Below are 15,856 nucleotides of genomic sequence, written 5' to 3' on the forward strand. Positions count from 1 at the left end.
TCTTCACTTCCTGGACAACAACGCATTCAACTCCGCAAAACTTGTTTGCGTGAGTTCGAGCAACGATGATTTTTCGGGGTTTTCCGTCCATGCCTGCACGGCCAGACGGAACGCGCCGATGGAGGTCATCGCGGCCAGCCTGAGCTCCCATTGCCGCTCGGGCTCTGGCCATATTTCCACCAAGGTTTCGTAGACCGCCTGTTCGCGCTCAGCGAAGCCTGAGTGATAGCGCGAACGCAGGGTTGCGCTGATGCTCATGAGGCGGTGCAGCGCGAGCATCTCCTTGTGCGAGCGCGTCGCCAGACGCCTGAGCAGGCCCTCGCGCACCACAGCAAGTGGCTGCTGATCGCGCCCGCCTTTGGCGACCTCGACGAGGATGTCGTCCCAACTCGTGCCCGACGCGGCCACGAGGATGTCTTCCTTGGACGAGAAATAGGAAAAGATCGTACGCCGCGAAATACCGGCTTCCTGCGCTATCTGGTCCAGCGTCGTTTCGTGATAGCCCTGCGCGAGAAACAGGCGCACACCCGTGTTCGCGAGCAGCCTTTCGGTCTCGCGTTTCTTCTGCTCGCGCAATCCCATCTCGGTCTTCACTTTCTTTTCGCTGGCCATGGCCTACATTCTCCCTTGACTTGAAATTTTGCACCCAGTGCAATAATATCCGCTGCCAGACATCCAGACCAAGATAACAACAGTCCATGCCATCCAATCAAGCCGCGCCTTCCAACGAGGCCGAGAATAGCCGCGTCCCCGACGCTAGCGCGACCTCGCAATCCCCAACGAAAAAAGGGCCCACCCGCAGCATCCTGCTCACACTGCTGCTGATCGCCATCGGCGCAGGGGGTTGGTGGCTGTACCGCTACCAAACCAACGGCAAATACGTGCAGTCCACCGATGACGCCTATGTGCAGGCCGACGCGGTGACCATCTCGCCCAAGATTTCAGGCTATGTCGAAGAGGTGCTGGTCAAGGACAATCAGGACGTGAGCCCAGGTCAACCGCTGGTGCGCATCGACGCGCGCGACTACCGCGCGCAGGTCGCGCAGGCCAGCGCCAGCATCGACGTGGCCCGTGCCAACGCCGAAGCGGCGCGCTCACAGATTCGCGAGCAGGACGCAGCGATTGCCCAGGCCCGTGCGCAGCTCATGTCGGCGCAGGCACAGGCGGAATTTGCGGCCTCCGAGGTCAGGCGCTACGCGCCGCTGGTGCAAACCGGCGCCGAACCCTCCGAGCAACTCGCCGCCAAGACGAATCTGGACAAGCAAGCCGCGAGCCAGCTCGCTGCACAGCGCGCCAGCGTGTCTGCCGCTGAGCGCCGCGTGAGTTCGATCAGCGCACAAGTCAAGCAGGCCGAAGCGCAAGCCGAATCCGCGCACGCCCAGCGCGATGCGGCCAAGGTGAATGCAGACGCGGCCAATATCATCGCGAGCGTCGGTGGTCGTGTGGGCGACCGCACGGTGCGCGTCGGCCAGTTCGTGCAGGCGGGCACGCGTCTGATGTCGGTCGTGCCACTGGACAAGCTCTACATCACCGCCAATTTCAAGGAAACGCAGATCGGCCACATGCGCGCAGGCCAGACCGTGAACATCCGCATCGACGCATTGCCGGGTCTGAAGCTGCAAGGCCATGTCGAGAGCATGGCGCCGGGCACGGGGGCGCAGTTCTCGCTGATTCCGCCACAGAACGCGACCGGCAACTTCACCAAGATCGTCCAGCGCGTGCCGGTGCGCATCGCGCTTGACGTGGATGAGCAGGTGCGCAAGGTGCTGGTGCCCGGCCTCTCGAGCGTGGTCGCCGTGAACACCATGGCCGACGCGAAGGCCGGGCAGTGAGTACTGCCGCTTCCGTCTCCGCGCTCCCCGGGCCGACGCATGCGTTGAAAACGGCGCACCACGAGCCCAATGCCGATGCGGTCGCTTGGATGGCGGTCGCCGCCGGCACGCTGGGCGCGCTGATGGCCACGCTTGACGTCTCCATCGTCAACTCGGCCCTGCCGCGCATTCAGGGCGAGATCGGCGCATCGGGCACCGAAGGCACGTGGATCGCCACTGGCTACCTCGTCGCCGAAATCATCATGATCCCGCTCGCTGGTTGGCTCGAGCGGCTGCTCGGCCTGCGCACCTTTCTGCTGATCGTCGCCGCGTTCTTCACGTTGTTCTCGGGAATCTGCGGCATGTCCACCAGCCTCGGCATGATGATCGTGGGCCGCGTGGGGCAAGGCCTCACGGGCGGCGCGATGATTCCCACCGCGCAGACCATCATCGCCACGCGCCTGCCGCGCCATCAGCAGCCCATCGGCACGGCGATGTTCGGCGCGACCGCGATTCTCGGCCCCGTGGTTGGCCCCTATGTCGGTGGCTGGCTCACCGAAAATCTGAGCTGGCACTACGCCTTCTTTCTGAACATTCCGATCTGCATCGCGCTGATGGCGCTGCTGATCATCGGACTGCCCAGCCAGAAGTCGCGCCTCGACCTCATCGGCGAGGCCGACTGGTTCGGCATCGTCGGGCTCGCTGCGTTTCTCGGCGGTCTCACCATCGCGCTTGAAGAAGGCCAGCGCGACCAGTGGTTCTCGTCGCCCTTCATCGTCGGCATGTTTGCGCTGTCAGTCCTTGGCTTCGTGATGGTGATGATCGGCCAGCTCACCGCAAAGCGTCCGGTGATCCGCCTGTCCATTCTGCTGAACCGACAGTTCGGCGCGGTGGTCGTCATGGGGCTGGTGATCGGCATGGTGATCTACGGCACCGCGTTCATGATTCCGCAGTTCCTCGCGAACATCTCCAACTACGACTCGATGCAATCAGGCCTGATCGTCATCCTGCCGGGCATTCCGTCGCTGATGATCATGCCCTTCGTTCCGCTGCTGATCCGCAGGCTGGACATTCGGATTGCCGTCGGCTTGGGGCTGATGATTCTGGCCTACAGCGCCTACATGGAAACCGAACTCACCGCACTCTCGGATGGTGCAGCCTTCATCGACTCGCAGCTGCTGCGCGGCGTGGGCACGATTCTGTGCATGCTGTTTCTGAATCAGGCCGCCATTCAGTCCGTCTCGCGCGACTTCGCAAGCGACGCGGCGGGCCTCTTCAGCGCCGTGCGCAATCTGGGCGGCTCGTTCGCGCTTGCGGGCATCACCATCCTGCAGGAGCAGCGCCACTGGTTCCATAGTCGTCGCCTCGAGGAAACGCTCAACGCCAACGCGCTGCGCGTGCAGGACTATCTGCAGCACAACGGCAGCATGAGCTACGCCCGGCTCGAAGGCATCATCCAGACGCAGGCGCTCACCATGACCTATGTCGACCTGTTCTGGATCATGAGCGTCGGCATCGCCTGCGTGACTCCGCTCGTCTTCTTTCTGCGCCCGCTGGCCCGCAACGCGCCCATCTCCACGGGCCACTGATACCGGTTCCGACACCACGCCTTCCATGCCACGTCCTCACATCACCTCTTCGCTGTCGCCCACAGTATTGGCAAGCATCTGCGCGCTGCTCACGGGCTGCTCCACGCTCGGTCCCGACTACCGCGAGCCGCCCACAGCCGGCACGCCAACCACCTTCGCGCGCGCGCATGGCGACAGCGTCAACACCAATGCGCCACTCGCGAGCTGGTGGACCGCACTCAACGACGACCGGCTCAACGACCTGATCGGGCGCACGCTCAAGGCCAACCCTGACATCGACGCCGCACGCGCCCGTCTGCGCCGCGCACGCGTCGCAGTAGATTTAGAGCAGGCCAGCCGCATGCCCACTGCAGGCGTGAGCGCCATGACCGCTCGCGTTCGACTACCCGAGATGCAGTTCGGCGAGCAAGCCATCGATTCGCAATGGATGGGCATGTACAGCCTCGGCGCAAATGCGTCGTGGGAAGCCGATCTGTTCGGCTCCCACAAGCGCACGGTCGAGGCGACCATCGCCAGCACACAGGCGAGCGAAGCCCAGCTCGCGGATGTGCAGCTGTCCTTGAGCACACAAGTCGCACAGGCCTATCTCGGCTTGCGCACCGCGCAAACCCGGTTGCGACTCGGCCAGCAGGCGCTTGATCGGCAGGAGCGCGTGCTCGCGCTCACACGCCAACGCTTCGAACGCGGCACGACATCGCGGCTCGACGTCACACGCCTGTCGAACCAGATCGACATGACGCGCGCCAACATGCCCTCCATCGAAGCCGACATCGCGAGCTACCAGAACGCGCTCGCGGTGCTGCTCGGTCAAACACCCGGCAGCATGGATGCCGAGTTGCAGGATTCACGCGACATTCCGCTGCCGCCCGCAGAAGTCGCCATCGGCGACCCGACGAGCCTGCTCAAGCGCCGCCCCGATGTGCGCGCGGCGGAACGCGCGCTTGCTGCGCGCACCGCGCAGATCGGAGTCGCGGAGGCGGCGAAATTTCCGCAACTCAAATTCACTGGCATGCTGGGCCTTGGCGGAAGCGAGATTTCCGATCTCACGCATCTCGGCAATTTCACGCTTGCACTGCTGCCGCAGTTGAGTTGGAATTTCCTCGACTTCGGCCGCAATCAGGCCCGAGTCGACCAAGCCAACGCGGATCGCGATGAGGCCATCGCGCAATACCATGGCAAGGTGCTGCTTGCACTCAAGGACGCCGAAGACGCCCTCGCCCGCTACGGAAAACGCCGCATCGCCGTTGCCGCCTACGCCCGGGCAAAAGCCTCGGCTGATGAAGCTGCCCAACTCACCGCGCAGCGCCAGCGCGCCGGGACAACAAGCACCATCGACCTGCTCGATGCAGAGCGCCAGCAGATTCTTGCTGAGCAGAATCTCGTGGCGTCGCTATCAGGCCTGACCAGCGACTTCATCGCGCTGCAAAAGGCGCTGGGGCTTGGCTTGCGAGATGCATCGAACGAAACGCTGGAACACACTGCACAGTTCAAATAGCGAGACCCCACACGCGGCGACCGGCTCCGTATCACCTTAAACTTCGAACGTTCGCGCTCACTCGCCCTCGGGTGAATGCAGCTCCCAGCAACGTCGAAGTCTTTCGGAATCGGTCAAACAATCATGCATGCGCTCTGGATGGTCCTGGCAGCCTTTTTCTTTGCCAGCATGGGCGTGTGCATCAAGGCGGCTTCCCCCTACTTCAGCCCCGCCGAGATGGTGTTCTATCGTGGACTGATCGGCATGATCATGATGTACTTTCTCGCGCGCCATCAGGCCCTGTCGCTCAAGACGCGCTACCCCGGCATGCACGCCTGGCGCAGCCTGATCGGTGTGACCTCGCTCGGTGCCTGGTTCTACGCCATCGCCCATCTGCCGCTCGCCACCGCAATGACGCTCAACTACATGAGCAGTGTCTGGGTGGCGGTCTTTCTAGTCGGCGCGGCGCTCTGGACCTGGCGGCCTTCGGCGGCCACACCCAAGCCACCGCTGCAGGGCTCGCTGGTGGCAACCATCATTGTCGGTTTTGCAGGCGTGATCCTCATGCTGCGTCCCAACTTCAATCAAGACCAAGCGTTCGCTGGCATGCTCGGCCTCATGTCAGGCATGGCCGCCGCCTTCGCGTACATGCAGGTGGTCGCGCTCTCACGCATTGGCGAGCCCGAAACCCGCACTGTGTTCTATTTTGCGACTGGCTCAGCCCTTGCCGGTGGCGCGGCCATGCTGGCCACCGGTATCTCGCCCTGGGCCGGCTGGCAAACGCTTTGGCTCATTCCCATCGGCGTGCTTGCCTCCATCGCGCAGCTCTGTCTGACCAAGGCTTACGCCCAGGCCCACACCTCGCGCGAGACGCTGGTCGTCGCCAATCTGCAGTACTCGGGCATCATCTTCGGAGCCATCTCCGGCATGGTGTTCTTCGGCGACAAGATCCCTTTGCTCGGCTGGCTCGGCATGTTCCTGATCATCTCGAGCGGCATTGCCGCCACCATCCTGCGCTCACGTGACGCACCGGATGCGCCGAGCGAAGAGCGTTGATCGATCTGAAGAATTGCGGTCAGAATAGAAGCAATGGCTCCAGCACCGGCGTCCCGATCCGTGCTGGCGCACAAAGGGTCCCCTGCAAACGATTACATCGAAGCCAAAATGACCACATACACCACACTCATTCAAGTTCCCGAGTTGCAACGCCTCATCGCCAGCGGCGCACCGTTCATGGTGTTTGATTGCAGCTTCGACCTTGCCAATCCTTCACTGGGTGAATCTCAATATCTCGAGCGCCATATTCCCGGCGCCATTCACGCTGATCTGGATAAAAACCTGAGCGCAAAGCACGGCAGCCCCGGCTCCGACGGGAAAATCATCGTTGCCGACGATGCCGACAAACCGGCCTCCGGTGGACGTCACCCGCTGCCCAACCGCGAGCGCTTTACCATGTGGTTAAGTGAAATCGGATTTGCCAATGACATGCAGGCTGTTGTATACGATCGCAACGGCGCCAATTACTGTGGCCGTCTGTGGTGGATGTTGAAATGGGCCGGTCATGATGCGGTTGCCGTGCTTGATGGCGGGCTGCAGGCGTGGCAAGCGGCCGGACAACCTGTGGAATCCGGTGAGGCGGTCACTCACTTTCAGACCAACTTCGAACTCAAGACTGCTTTGGCCCTTCTGGTGAACGCAGATGACGTTCTTGGAAATATCGATAATCCAGATCAAACGGTGATCGACGCGCGCGCACCGGCGCGTTATCGCGGCGAAGTGGAGCCGCTTGATCCTGTCGCCGGGCATATTCCCGGCGCATTGAATCGCCCATTTACAACCAATATCGGGACGGACGGCAAATTCAAACCCGCCGCACAACTGCGCCAGGAATTCGATGCACTGTTGCGAGGGCATGACACCGCAGGGGTGGTTCATCAATGCGGCAGCGGTGTAAGTGCCTTGCCCAATTTGATCGCAATGGAGGTCGCAGGATTGGGAAGAACAGCCCTATATGCTGGCAGTTGGAGTGATTGGTGTAGCAATCCAAATCGCCCAGTCGAGAAAAATTAACGATTGGGAATTCACAATTACACGCTGTTTTAGGTGTATCTTTGCGTAACGCAAAATAATTGCGGTACTGTTGTGTGATCCGATTGAATATCCATGCAAGTAGTCTGCTATTTTGGTAAGGCCGCGCGCCAAGGCAAGGTTGCCTTACCCACCGACAGCCTTTTGGCTGCCAGCGAAGAGTTCGCGCGACGCAATGAGCTCACTGGTCTGCTTGCGATCTCGGACGGTTACTTCCTTCACGTGTTGGAGGGAGAAGACACCGCCGTGCAGAATCTGGTGGGGCGCATTGCCGCGTTCTGGGACCAGGAATCGCCAACGATTCTGTTCGAGAGGTCGATCACGCAGCGCAATTTCCAGCAATGGAATGTAGTGATCTCCCACGGTTCAAAGCACCGAGCCGATGCGGCGCAGCGGCTGAGCGAGACCAAACGCTTTCTGGATGATGATCCCGGCGATGCGGCAGACCCTTTCCGCTATTTCCTCACACCCAATCGCTCCAACAAACCGGTGGTCCCCAGCCAACCCGTTCGGCAGGTCGCCATCTTCAGCAACTCGGTGCTTTGGTTCAACCCGATCTTCAGCCATCTGTCAGAGCGCTTTGGCACACAGGCCTGTGCGCTCAAGGTCTCCAACACCGGCAAAGATGCGGATAGCTACCCACTCGATTACGCAGACGTGGTGGGCGATTCGGCGGGGCCGGTGCGCATCGTCGGAATCAGTGAAGGCCTGCTGGCGTCCACGCTGTCGCAGCCGCTGCTTGAGAAGATCGAGCTGATGGTCTTCCTCATGCGCCGCAGCGGCCAAGGAACCGACACCGAGTTTGTGGCCCGAGCCCTCGCCCACCCTGTCGTGCAGCGCTGCAAACCGCGCGTGCTGTTCGTCACACCGGGAGGCAACACTTCGCTGTCCGACATGCTGCACCAGATGGTGCACGAAGCAGGATTGCAGTCCACAGAAACACGAGGTTCGGTACTCATGGGTGGTCCTACGTGGAAAGCGATTCACGAGCAACTCCTTTCCATGGTGCGCCCACTGCGCCAGGGGGCAAAGGCCGAACAAGATCCGCCGCCCATCACAGAAGTCGACCTGATGCTCGACCCGGAGCCCGCCGAGCCACAACCGCCAACGGTCATCGCCGCACTGACCCCTGAACCGCTGCTTGAGCCCGAGCCTGCCCCGGAGCGCCCTCCCCCGCAGGCGGCCAAGGCCGGCAAGAAATCCACCAAGATCGCGGCTATAGCCGCGATCCCAGAGCGCTCCGTCGATCTCTCTGGTCCAGCGCTTAAGGACATGCTGGAGCGGCTGATGTATGGCATCGGCACAACCGCCTGGGCTGGCTGGCTCGACATGCGGGTACACGATTTCGCGGCCCGCACCGACAACGCACCCGAAGCCGCGACGCTCAAGTTGGTGGCCGAGACCGTGACGAACGATCTCGACCTGCTGACCAAGCGCGGACAGATGCGGGAGATGATTTCCACGTTTTCGGAGCACCATGAAATCATGGTGCCGCATCCACTGGATTCCACACTCGTTCTCTATCTTTTCGCCCGCCTCGACGACCTTCCCCTGGCCACCCTACGCCGCCTCATCCTCGACGATTTGATGGACTAACTTTTCGTTGGGCTTTGTTAAGTTGGACGCCGACAAAAGCCTTCATGCGTTGTTGCGAAGCCTTGCAGTACGAACATGCTGTCTGCGGCTTCGACGCCTGGCCTGAAAGCCTTTCTCGGCGTTGCGGGGGTGGTTTAGAGGCACTGCTTGCTTCTTGGGCCCGCTGTTCTAGGACGGGAGAGTCTTGCTCTTCAACAAAAAAGGACCTGGTGTTTGCCAGGTCCTTTTGCTTTGTTTCTCGCTTCGCATCGTTGTCGATGCGAAGCTTGGTTCTGATTTCCTCAAACGTTCGTGATCGAGATCGCGCGGGTGTTCAGGCAGGCCTCAAGGGCTTCTGGGCCGCCCTCGGAGCCGTAGCCGGAATCCTTGATGCCGCCGAATGGCAATTCGGCCGATGGCGTTGCAGGTTGGTTCACCCACAGCATGCCGACTTCCACACGCTGCGAAAGCAGGTGCGCGTTCTTCAGGGACTTGGTGAAGGCATAGCCTGCGAGACCAAAGGCCAGCCGATTGGCTTCTGCGATGGCGGCATTCAGATCGGTGAAACCTTGCACGGCTGCGACCGGGCCGAAGGGCTCGTCGTTGAAGATGCGCGCGCTGGTGGGCACATTGTTCAAAATCGTGGGCGCGTAAAAGTTGCCTGAGCTGCCGATGCGTTCGCCGCCGGTCAGCACCTCGGCACCGCTTTGCACGGCATCGCTCATGAACTCAGCCATGGCGGTCACGCGGCGTGGGTTGGCGAGCGGGCCCATCTGTGTGCCTTCGGCCAGACCGTCACCGACCTTCAGGCCTTGCGCGTACTTGGTGAGGGCCGCCACGAAATCGGAGCGCACGTCTTCGTGCACCAGAAAGCGCGTGGGCGAGATGCAGACCTGTCCGGCATTGCGGAACTTGGCACCGGCCGTGCACTTCACGGCGAGCGCGATGTCGGCGTCGTCACAAACGATCACGGGCGCGTGGCCGCCAAGCTCCATGGTCACACGCTTCATGTGCTGACCGGCGATGCCCGCGAGCTGCTTGCCCACCGGGGTCGAGCCGGTGAAGGTGACCTTGCGCACAATGGGGTGCGGAATCAGGTAGCTAGAGATTTCAGCAGGGTTGCCGTACAGCAGGTTGATCACACCGGCAGGCACGCCTGCATCGGCGAATGCCTTGATCAGTTGTGCGGGGCTGGCCGGGGTTTCTTCCGGAGCCTTGACGATGACGGCGCAGCCGGCGGCCAGCGCTGCGCCGAGCTTGCGCACGACCTGGTTGATCGGGAAGTTCCAAGGCGTGAACGCAGCGACGACGCCGACCGGGTCCTTCACCACCAACTGGCGCACGGCCAGATTGCGGGACGGCACGATGCGGCCATAGACGCGCATGCCTTCGTCGGCGAACCATTCGATGATGTCAGCCGCCGCCATGGCCTCGCCGCGTGCCTCGACATAGGGCTTGCCCTGCTCCTGCGTGAGGATGTTGCCGATAGTATCGGCGCGCTCGCGCATCAGTGCGGCGGCGCGGCGCATGGTCTTGGCTCGCTCGACGGCGGGGATGTCGCGCCAGACCTCGAAGCCCTTCTGCGCGGACGCCAGCGCGGCGTCCATGTCGGCACGGTTCGCATGGGCCACGCGGCCGATTTCGCTGCCGGTCGAAGGGTTGAACACCCCCAGCGTCTTGCCGTCGGCGGAATCGCGCCACTGACCGTCAATGAAAAGTTGGGTATTGGGATAACTCATGCACTTGGCTCCTGAATGGATTTGACGGAAGGAAGGCGAAAGAGAAAGCGCGAAAAGCGCGCGTGCGCCACGCGTGACTCACAGCCTCTCAATATAGGCGAGAAGCCATGACCATGCCGAGACAACGTTTCAAAATTTGGAACTGGCGTTCGAAAACCTTTGTTCAAAGGCAAGGTCGACGATGAACGCTCATGTCGCACAAAAAGAACTGGGGGCCAAGCCCCCAGACGTTCCGCTGCCGCACGAGACGACGCGATCAGTGATGCACTGGCACCAGGAAGTCGCGGCTGATGCGCGAGCCCAGCTCGTTCACGCGATCAAGAAACTGCGTGAGATACGCATGCAGCCCGGTCGCGAGAATTTCCTCAATGCGCCCATAGCTCAGGTCGGCCAGCAGACGACCGGCCTTGCGCTGTGTTTCGCCCGAATGCTCGTTGGCCACGGCGGCGAGGTTCTCCACCACCTGCTTCATGTTGGAGTGCAGCGAGCGCGGCATGTCCGCGCGCAGCATGAGCAGCTCCGCCACGCGCTCGGGCGTAATCACGTCGCGGTAGACCTTGCGGTAGATCTCGAAGGCCGAGACGCTGCGAAGAATCGCGCTCCAGTGATAGAAGTCGAACTCGGGCGTGGCACGCTTGGGGTCGCGCACGCTGCCGTGGAAGTCCGTAGGCACGGCGTGGAACTTCACGTCGAGCAGTCGCGCCGTATTGTCCGAGCGCTCGAGCGAGGTACCAAGACGTATGAAGCGGTACGCCTCGTCATGCAGCATGGTGCCCAGCGTCACGCCGCGCGAGAGGTGCGAGCGGTACTTCACCCACTCGAAGAACTGGCCCGGATCACGCTCGAACGCGCCGTCGCGTATGTGCTTGTTGAGCGCAAGCCAAGTCTGATTCTGGGTTTCCCAGACCTCGGTGGTCAGCGCTCCGCGCACGGCACGGGCGTTCTCGCGGGCGGCGCGCAAGCAGGAGTAGATCGACGAGGAATTGGTCTCGTCATGCACCATGAAAGTGAGCACCTTTTCCTGCGTGATCTCACCGTAGCGCGCGGTGTAGGCCGGGATCAACTCGCTGATGGACAGCAGGCCGCGCCAGCCTTCCTGCGCCTTGTCCTCGGACTGCGGCAGTAGCGAGGTTTCGTAGTTCACGTTCAACATGCGCGCGGTGCTCTCCGCACGCTCGGTGTAGCGCGACATCCAGAACAAATGGTCTGCGGTTCGGCTCAGCATGATGTCAGGCTCCGTCGAAGTTGTTTTGGGATTGCATTTGCGTCTGGCCTTGTGGCATGGACGGTTGGCGAGCCTGTGCATTGCCCGAAGCGGATGTACCGTTAACGCCGGGCGTATCTTCCGGATTGAGCACCCAGGTGTCCTTGGTGCCCCCGCCCTGCGATGAGTTGACCACCAGCGAGCCCTCCTTCAACGCCACGCGAGTGAGGCCACCCGCCACCATCTGCACCTTTTTGCCCGAAAGCACAAAGGGCCGCAGATCGATGTGACGCGGCGCAATGCCAGCATTCACATAGGTCGGGCAGCTCGAGAGCGACAGGGTCGGCTGCGCGATGTATCCCGCCGGATTGGCCAGCAGCGCCGCACGGAACTCTTCGATCTCTGCCTTGGTCGCCGCAGGCCCAATCAGCATGCCGTAGCCGCCCGCGCCGTGCACCTCCTTAACGACAAGTTCGTGCAGATGGTCAAGCACGTATTTCAGGTCGTCGGACTTGCGGCACAGCCAGGTCGGCACGTTGGCGAGGATCGGCTCCTCACCCAGATAAAAACGGATCATCTCGGGCACGTACGGATAGACTGACTTGTCGTCCGCGATACCGGTGCCGACCGCATTGCAGATCGCCACGTTGCCCGCGCGGTAAGCGTCCATGAGGCCCGCGCAGCCCAACGTCGATGTGGGGCGGAACACCTTGGGATCGAGAAAGTCGTCATCGACGCGGCGGTAGATCACATCAACGCGCTGCAGCCCGCGCGTGGTGCGCAGATACACAAACTTGTCCTTGACCACCAGGTCCTGTCCTTCGACCAGTTCCACGCCCATCTGCTGCGCGAGAAACGCGTGCTCGAAGTAGGCACTGTTGTGCATGCCTGGCGTGAGCACCACCACCGTGGGTTCAGCGCTCGTCGATGGTGCGCTTGCACGCAAGGTGTCGAGCAGCATGTCCGGGTAATGCGCCACCGGCGCGACCTTGTGCATGGCAAACAGCTCGGGGAAGAGCCGCATCATCATCTTGCGGTTTTCAAGCATGTATGACACGCCGGAGGGCACGCGCAGGTTGTCTTCGAGCACGTAATAGACGCCGTTGCCGCTCGAATCCGGTGCACGTACGATGTCGATGCCCGCGATGTTGGCGTACACGTTGTTGGGTACATCGACTTGCACCATTTCGGGGCGAAACTGCGAGTTGTTGTTGATCAGCTCGCTCGGAACGATGCCCGCACGGATGATGTCCTGCCCATGGTAGACGTCATGGATGAAACGATTGAGCGCCGTGACGCGCTGCTCCAGCCCCTGACGCATGCGCAACCATTCGTGCGAGGGAATGATGCGGGGAATCAGGTCGAAGGGAATCAGGCGTTCGGTGCCCGAACCATCCTCGTCCTTTGCGCCATACACCGCAAAGGTGATGCCGACACGGCGAAAGATCATTTCCGCTTCCGTGCGACGCGCCTGCATGACGCTGTCGGGCTGCCGGGCCAGCCATTGTGCGTAGCGCTTGTAATGCGCACGCTCGGCACCGGCTGCGATAGGAAGCGTTTCGTACATTTCGTCAAACTTGAGCATAAAGAGGCCTCCTAGGAGCACAGAATAGCAAGTTGCGGGCCTGTTTTGCATCGCTGCAAGATGAGGTCCATCAACGCTATCCCTAGGTTGTGTTTACCCACCCCTATTTGTGTACAAATGCTTCCAATAGCGCAGACTGCGCATTCGCTCGCAAAACCACGCTGTGGGCTGCTCAGAGTGCCACCAGACTGCGCCACAGACGGGCGTCGTCAGCACCGGAATCTGCCTTTCCCGATAGCGCTGCATCACCTCCTCAGCGGGGTGTCCAAAGCGGTTGCGATAACCTGACTGCACAACCGCCGCGCCGGGCCGCAGCGTATCGAGAAAAGCAGCGCTGGATGACGTCTTGCTGCCATGGTGGGGCACGAGCAGCCAGCTCACTGGCGCCAGCGCATCGCGCGCGAGCAACGCCTTCTCCTGCGCCTGTTCAATGTCCCCCGCCAGCAGTGCCGAGATGCCGTGCGTGTCGGTGATTCTCAGCACACAGCTCATGGCATTCGATTTGGGCATTGCGGAGCTGCCATCCCTCAGTTGCGTCGCCACTTCGAGCGTGGGATGCAGCACCTCGAAGCGCACGCCATCCCATTGCCATACGTGGCCCGCGACGCAAGGGTTGTGCGGCCGTCCCTGCCATAGCCGGTGCCCGACCTCGACCGAGGCCATCAGCTGTGCTTGCGTTTGCTCGGCCAGCACGGCAGGCGCGCCGCCCGTGTGGTCCGCATCGCGGTGACTGAGCATCAGCATGTCGAGCCTCTCGCCCATGGCGCGCAGCAGTGGCAACACCACACGTTCGCCCGCATCCGAATCGGCCGAATACATCGGTCCGGCGTCATACAACAGACTGTGATGTGCGGTGCGCACCAGCACTGACTGACCCTGTCCCACGTCGATAGCGAGCAAATCAAACCGCCCAGGCGCTGGCCGCACCGGAGTCCACCACAGGGCGGGGAGCAGACAGGGCAGCGCCATCACACGAACACGCCATGGCAAACGCAGCGCCAGCCAAACACCGCCGCAAACCGCCAACACGCCCGCCCACAGCGGCGCTACGGGCAACAACAGTTGCGCCAACGGCAAGCCCGCGCACCATTGCAGCACGGCGACAAAACACTGCACCGTCCACAAAGCCACCACCCACAAGGTGTGCCACGCAATGCCCAGAAACGCGAGAGGCAGCACCACCAGCGTCACCCAAGGAATCGCGAACAGATTGGCGATCAGACCGACAACGGACATCTGCCCGAACAACAGCAAGGTCAGTGGCGCGACCGCGAGCGTCACCGCGCCCTGCTGCTTGAGAAGCGCCGCCACATGCCGCTTTCCGAACAGCAGTAACCGTGCTTGCCAGCCCACTACATCATCCAAATTTTCCTGAGCGGGAAGCGCCAGATGGCTTGCGAACAGAATGCCCACGGCCACAAAGCTGAGCCAGAACCCCGCCTGCAGCATCGCCCACGGATCCCACAACAGCACCAATGCACAGGCCAGCAACCACACATGCGGCCACGGCCAGCGCTTGCCGCCAAGCCGCAACAGAGCGACGGTTGCGAGCATGAAGATCGTGCGCTGTGCGGGCACGCCCCAGCCGCTGAAAAGCGCATAGCCCCCCGCCAGCAACACGCCGCCGAACATGCTCACGAGCTGCGCCGGAACCCGCAGACACAGCCATGAAGAACGCCTCCACAGAACGCCTATGGCGGCACCTGCAAGCCACGCGAACATAGTGATATGCAGCCCCGAAATGCTCACCAGATGCGCCACGCCCGTGGTGCGGAACACGTCCCAGTCCTTATGATCGATCGCGCGCTGATCGCCGGTCACGAGCGCCGCCAGCACACCGGCGGCACGTGCGCGGAACGCATCATCCGCTGCCGGATTGAACACCAAGCGATCCACGATGGCATCCCGCACCTGCTGGCGCAGACGCTCCACTGGATGCGCCCAGGTGTCCTCGATCCAGCGCGGCCCTCCGCGCGACCCCACATAGCCCGTGGCCTGCACGCCCTGCTCCCACATCCAGAGTTCGTAGTCGAACCCAAACGGATTGGCCGCGCCGTGCGGAGCCTTGAGCCGCACCTGCATAGCCCAGCGTTGACCCGCAACCAACCGTGGTATCGCCTCAGCAGACGCCGCATCATCACCCGCGAAGAGGCCGCGCGAATACCAGCTCAGATCGGCGAGTTCAGGCCCCCGCACCGCGCGCCCATCCAGCATGGCGGATTCGACCTCCATGCGAAACCGCACACCGTTCTCTCGCACCTGCGGCATCGCGGAAATCATGCCCACGATCTGCAGATCGCGTCCTTCGAGATCGCTCGCCAATGCGCCCTCAGAAAAGGCCACGCTGCGCCAGCCGATCTGCGCGAACATCACCGACGCCGCACCGACCAGCATCAAGCAAGCCCGCATCCATCGCAGCCTGCCGGGCCTTGCTCGATACCCACGCAGCAAACAGCAAAGCAGCCCGCCTGTGAACAACACCAGATAGGCATCAACGCTCCACAAGCGCGGCTGCTGCAACTGCAGCGCAGCCCCCATCAACACGCCGAGCAGCAAGGCCGTACCCAACCAGGGACGATGGAACTCAGAAGTGCGATGGGTAGCGACAGGCATGCGCCGATGCTAGGTATGAGGCCACCGGAACACCTTGACCGAACCGAGCGATCAGCGCTGTTCACCCCGATTCCACAAATGGCGCTCCCGACTGAGTACCATTGACGTTTGCACACAGATCGAAAGCCGCATCCCCCGATGCCTTTCGCCGTGGCCCTCCACCCTTCACACAGGACTG

General features: G+C 62.0%; 11 protein-coding genes. 6 read left to right on the forward strand and 5 right to left on the reverse strand.

Annotated features, from left to right (window positions below):
• Positions 1 to 3: 3 nt before the first annotated feature.
• Positions 4 to 612: a TetR/AcrR family transcriptional regulator gene (locus tag G7047_RS16025; protein WP_166307425.1), complete on the reverse strand. Its 609-nt coding sequence runs from the start codon at positions 610 to 612 to the stop codon at positions 4 to 6.
• A gap of 86 nt (positions 613 to 698) precedes the next feature.
• Here G7047_RS16025 and G7047_RS16030 point away from each other — a divergent pair, with 86 nt between their 5' ends.
• The 6 genes from G7047_RS16030 to G7047_RS16055 all read left to right on the forward strand — a co-directional run bounded on the left by G7047_RS16030 (position 699) and on the right by G7047_RS16055 (position 8,558).
• A complete protein-coding gene (locus G7047_RS16030; RefSeq protein WP_166307428.1) occupies positions 699 to 1,832 on the forward strand; it encodes an HlyD family secretion protein in 1,134 nt (377 codons plus the stop codon).
• An 89-nt stretch (positions 1,833 to 1,921) separates the two neighbouring features.
• On the forward strand, positions 1,922 to 3,400 hold the full coding sequence (locus tag G7047_RS16035; protein WP_166312098.1) for an MDR family MFS transporter: 1,479 nt from the start codon (positions 1,922 to 1,924) through the stop codon (positions 3,398 to 3,400).
• A gap of 25 nt (positions 3,401 to 3,425) precedes the next feature.
• Positions 3,426 to 4,895 (forward strand): efflux transporter outer membrane subunit, encoded by a 1,470-nt coding sequence (locus G7047_RS16040; RefSeq protein ID WP_166307431.1) that lies wholly within the window; start codon positions 3,426 to 3,428, stop codon positions 4,893 to 4,895.
• Positions 4,896 to 5,018: 123 nt separating this feature from the next.
• Positions 5,019 to 5,930, forward strand: a complete 912-nt coding sequence (locus tag G7047_RS16045; protein WP_166307434.1) for a DMT family transporter — start codon at positions 5,019 to 5,021, stop codon at positions 5,928 to 5,930.
• 108 nt (positions 5,931 to 6,038) lie between these two features.
• Positions 6,039 to 6,944, forward strand: a complete 906-nt coding sequence (locus tag G7047_RS16050; protein WP_166307437.1) for a sulfurtransferase — start codon at positions 6,039 to 6,041, stop codon at positions 6,942 to 6,944.
• Between the two features lie 93 nt (positions 6,945 to 7,037).
• Entirely contained in the window at positions 7,038 to 8,558 is a 1,521-nt protein-coding gene (locus G7047_RS16055; RefSeq protein ID WP_166307440.1) for a BLUF domain-containing protein, read from the forward strand.
• A gap of 281 nt (positions 8,559 to 8,839) precedes the next feature.
• Here G7047_RS16055 and G7047_RS16060 read toward each other — a convergent pair whose 3' ends face one another.
• The 4 genes from G7047_RS16060 to G7047_RS16075 form a co-directional block, all read right to left on the reverse strand.
• Positions 8,840 to 10,276, reverse strand: a complete 1,437-nt coding sequence (locus tag G7047_RS16060) for an NAD-dependent succinate-semialdehyde dehydrogenase (protein WP_166307443.1) — start codon at positions 10,274 to 10,276, stop codon at positions 8,840 to 8,842.
• Between the two features lie 256 nt (positions 10,277 to 10,532).
• A complete protein-coding gene (locus G7047_RS16065; protein WP_166307447.1) occupies positions 10,533 to 11,501 on the reverse strand; it encodes an alpha-E domain-containing protein in 969 nt (322 codons plus the stop codon).
• Positions 11,502 to 11,505: 4 nt separating this feature from the next.
• A complete protein-coding gene (locus G7047_RS16070) occupies positions 11,506 to 13,065 on the reverse strand; it encodes a circularly permuted type 2 ATP-grasp protein (RefSeq protein WP_166307450.1) in 1,560 nt (519 codons plus the stop codon).
• A gap of 93 nt (positions 13,066 to 13,158) precedes the next feature.
• Positions 13,159 to 15,678, reverse strand: a complete 2,520-nt coding sequence (locus G7047_RS16075; protein ID WP_166307453.1) for a DNA internalization-related competence protein ComEC/Rec2 — start codon at positions 15,676 to 15,678, stop codon at positions 13,159 to 13,161.
• Between the last annotated feature and the right edge of the window lie 178 nt (positions 15,679 to 15,856).

Source organism: Diaphorobacter sp. HDW4A, from assembly GCF_011305995.1.
Taxonomy (GTDB): domain Bacteria; phylum Pseudomonadota; class Gammaproteobacteria; order Burkholderiales; family Burkholderiaceae_C; genus Diaphorobacter_A.

Excerpts from the sequence above, each read along its gene's own strand:
- G7047_RS16025 (WP_166307425.1), bottom strand. The coding sequence starts at position 612 with ATGGCCAGCGAAAAGAAAGTGAAGACCGAGATGGGATTGCGCGAGCAG.
- G7047_RS16030 (WP_166307428.1), top strand. The coding sequence starts at position 699 with ATGCCATCCAATCAAGCCGCGCCTTCCAACGAGGCCGAGAATAGCCGC.
- G7047_RS16035 (WP_166312098.1), top strand. The coding sequence starts at position 1,922 with ATGGCGGTCGCCGCCGGCACGCTGGGCGCGCTGATGGCCACGCTTGAC.
- G7047_RS16040 (WP_166307431.1), top strand. The coding sequence starts at position 3,426 with ATGCCACGTCCTCACATCACCTCTTCGCTGTCGCCCACAGTATTGGCA.
- G7047_RS16045 (WP_166307434.1), top strand. The coding sequence starts at position 5,019 with ATGCATGCGCTCTGGATGGTCCTGGCAGCCTTTTTCTTTGCCAGCATG.
- G7047_RS16050 (WP_166307437.1), top strand. The coding sequence starts at position 6,039 with ATGACCACATACACCACACTCATTCAAGTTCCCGAGTTGCAACGCCTC.
- G7047_RS16055 (WP_166307440.1), top strand. The coding sequence starts at position 7,038 with ATGCAAGTAGTCTGCTATTTTGGTAAGGCCGCGCGCCAAGGCAAGGTT.
- G7047_RS16060 (WP_166307443.1), bottom strand. The coding sequence starts at position 10,276 with ATGAGTTATCCCAATACCCAACTTTTCATTGACGGTCAGTGGCGCGAT.
- G7047_RS16065 (WP_166307447.1), bottom strand. The coding sequence starts at position 11,501 with ATGCTGAGCCGAACCGCAGACCATTTGTTCTGGATGTCGCGCTACACC.
- G7047_RS16070 (WP_166307450.1), bottom strand. The coding sequence starts at position 13,065 with ATGCTCAAGTTTGACGAAATGTACGAAACGCTTCCTATCGCAGCCGGT.
- G7047_RS16075 (WP_166307453.1), bottom strand. The coding sequence starts at position 15,678 with ATGCCTGTCGCTACCCATCGCACTTCTGAGTTCCATCGTCCCTGGTTG.